The organism is Kosmotoga sp., from assembly GCF_982836095.1.
This window is the reverse complement of the sequence record NZ_CEYIHJ010000203.1, coordinates 1-2,947: the sequence shown is the minus strand read 5'-3', so window position 1 is coordinate 2,947 and position 2,947 is coordinate 1. Positions and strand designations below refer to the sequence as shown.

2 protein-coding genes and 2 tRNA genes are annotated in these 2,947 nt (G+C 40.1%); 2 read left to right on the top strand and 2 right to left on the bottom strand.

The window, feature by feature from the left end; genetic code table 11:
- Positions 1–72 precede the first annotated feature (72 nt).
- Positions 73–1,293 (bottom strand): M48 family metallopeptidase, encoded by a 1,221-nt coding sequence (locus AC3LHT_RS10120; protein ID WP_488662801.1) that lies wholly within the window; start codon positions 1,291–1,293, stop codon positions 73–75.
- 105 nt (positions 1,294–1,398) lie between these two features.
- Here AC3LHT_RS10120 and AC3LHT_RS10115 point away from each other — a divergent pair, with 105 nt between their 5' ends.
- Positions 1,399–2,568, top strand: coding sequence for a phosphopentomutase (locus tag AC3LHT_RS10115; protein WP_488662800.1), 1,170 nt, complete (start codon positions 1,399–1,401; stop codon positions 2,566–2,568).
- Between the two features lie 35 nt (positions 2,569–2,603).
- Positions 2,604–2,679, top strand: a tRNA-Ala gene (locus AC3LHT_RS10110).
- Between the two features lie 85 nt (positions 2,680–2,764).
- Here AC3LHT_RS10110 and AC3LHT_RS10105 read toward each other — a convergent pair.
- Positions 2,765–2,839, bottom strand: a tRNA-Glu gene (locus tag AC3LHT_RS10105).
- Between the last annotated feature and the right edge of the window lie 108 nt (positions 2,840–2,947).

The window sequence follows — 2,947 nt, the reverse complement described above, 5'->3', positions numbered from 1 at the left end:
CTCGGCTCTTTAACTCATAACTCATAATTCATAACTCGGTTCTTTGACTCTCGTAACCCGGCTCCAGAAGCTCTATTTAAATTTTAGTAGCTCTCTTATACGCTCATCAAGAGTTGGATGTGAGTAGTTAAAAAAAGCATAAAGAGGATGTGGATTTAGGTTAGACATATTTGACTTGTAGATCTTTTTCAGAGCGCTAACAAGATTATTGGGCTTGCCAGTCACTTCAGCGGCGTACCTGTCAGCCCTAAATTCTACTTTCCTGCTGTAAGCGTTGAGAAAACCACGTCCCAGAGAGAAAAGAGCTCCGATGAATATCATTCCATACAATAGTACAGTATATTTTTCATGTACACCAAAATAATCCTGAACAAGCTGGCTACACATAAATAACCAAAGCAAGTAAGTTATGGCTACTAAAAACATAGAGCTCATAACAATATTCTTGATTGCATCTTTATTGACATAATGACCCGCTTCATGGGCGAAAACAGCCTCAATCTCTTCTTCATTGCAACGATCCAAAAGAGTATCGAAAAGCACTATTTTTTTGCTTTTGCCTATTCCGGTAAAGAAAGCATTGGAATGCTTTGAGCGTTTTGACGCATCCATTACATATATTTTCTTAGCCTTAAATCCTGCCTTTTTAGCAATAGTTTCGAGCCTTTCTCTTAGAGTGTCGTTTTCAAGGGGAGTGAATTTGTTGAAAAGTGGCATGATAAAGGTTGGGACTATCCAGCCTGCGAGAAGTTGCACAGCCAATATTCCAATTGATAGTGGAATCCACCAATTACTGATGTTGTATAGAATCCACAGAGAACCGGCAAGTAAAGGACCAGCTATAATTACAAGCAATGCTACCGATTTTAACAAGTCTCTTATATACAGCCCAGGTGTCATTGTGTTAAAACCATATCGCTTTTCAATAGAGAAGTTATCGTATAACGAGAAGGGAAGGGATATTATGAAATCAATAATAGCTATGGCAGCGAAAAATAGAATGCCATTATAAATGGGATTTTCGGTAATGCTTACAATCTCTTCCAGCTTCTTGTAAATCAAGAAAAGGAATGACAGTGTAATGACTGTGTCAAAAAAGTCTGAATAAATAGAGAGCAGAGTCTTTTCCTTGTTATAACGCTTGAATTGTTGAAACTCCGTTTCGTCGATTTCTGAAGTTAGAAAATCTGGCACTTTTGCATTTTGCCCCGTTGAATATACCAGATTAAGAATTTTCAAGAAAATGTTGAATAGCCTTACAGCCATGAATATAAGCACAAAAAGCAATGCCATATCTTTTCCTCCCGAACTGATTTTATATCTTTCACTTCTAATTATAAGGGGTGCGTGGTAACATTTGATGTTAAGAATAATGATGAAATAAAAGGGAGTGATGAAATGCGAGCGACAATTATAGTTCTAGATAGTGTGGGCGCTGGTGAAATGCCTGATGCGGCTGATTATGGAGATGTAGGTTCTAACACTCTAGGGAACACTTCAAAAGCCGTGGGTGGATTGAATATGCCCAACTGCCAAAAATTAGGCCTCGGTAACCTTACCGATATTCTTGGAGTTCCACCAGTGGAAAAAGCCATTGGCGCTTATGGCAAAATGCTTGAGAAAAGCCCTGGAAAGGATACAACTACAGGTCATTGGGAATTTATGGGGATAATTCTTGACAAACCCTTTGACATGTTTCCAAATGGATTTCCGGAAGAGATAATAAACCCCTTCGAAGAAGCTACGGGAAGAAAAGTTATTGGAAACAAACCAGCGTCTGGAACAGAGATCATAAAGGAATTAGGAAAGGTACATGAAGAAACAGGAGCGCTCATAGTTTACACTTCAGCAGATAGCGTTTTTCAGATAGCTGCTCACGAGAAAATAATTCCGGTTCCCGAGCTTTACAGATATTGTGAGATAGCCAGAGGAATTTTGGATAGAAGTGGTTACAAAGTAGCAAGAGTTATAGCACGACCTTTTGTGGGAACATGGCCAGATTACACCCGAACACCTAACAGGCACGATTATTCTCTTCCACCTGAAGGCGAGATCGCACTTGAGCGTCTTCTAAAGGCAGGAATTCCCGTTTTTGCTGTGGGAAAGATCAGAGATATATATGATGGGTATGGGATCACCGAATATGTCAAAACAAAAGACAACAACGATGGTATTGATAAGACTATTGGTTATTTGAAAACAGCAGAGAAAGGGCTCATCTTCACGAATTTGGTTGATTACGACATGAAATATGGTCACAGGAATAATCCTGTTGGTTATGCTAAAGCCCTGGAAGAGTTTGACCGGAGATTACCTGAAATAATGGCCGCCATGGAACCAGAAGATGTACTCTTTATCACTGCCGATCATGGTTGCGATCCAACTACGCCCTCAACAGATCATTCCCGCGAAAAGGTTCCTTTGCTGGTTTACGGGAAGAGACTAAAAGAAAATGTGAATCTCGGCGAAAGAGAGACTTTTGCGGATCTTGGCCAAACTGTTTTGGATTTTTTCAATATCCCTTTAATGAAGAATGGAACAAGTTTCAAAAAAGAACTACTGCGTTGACCTTTTTATGGCTGTAAGTTATAATAATTTTGCGTGGGGTCGTAGCGCAGTCGGGAGCGCGTCGCCTTCGCAAGGCGAAAGTCGTGGGTTCGAATCCCATCGACTCCACCAATAAAGAGAGCCTTAGGCTCTCTTTTTTTATTTGAATATGGCTTCATATTATTTATCAAAAAAGCCCTTCGTAAGAAGGGCTTTCTGGCAGCCCCACGGGGAATCGAACCCCGACCTTCGGACTGAGAATCCGGTGGACTAGCCGTTATCCTATGGGGCCAAGCGTAATTATGGTATCATAACAATTTTGTTTTGTAAACACCCGGTTTTGAAAATCTTTTTTTCGAAAGTATAATAAATATGTCATGGTATTTTGAGGGGGAACCTG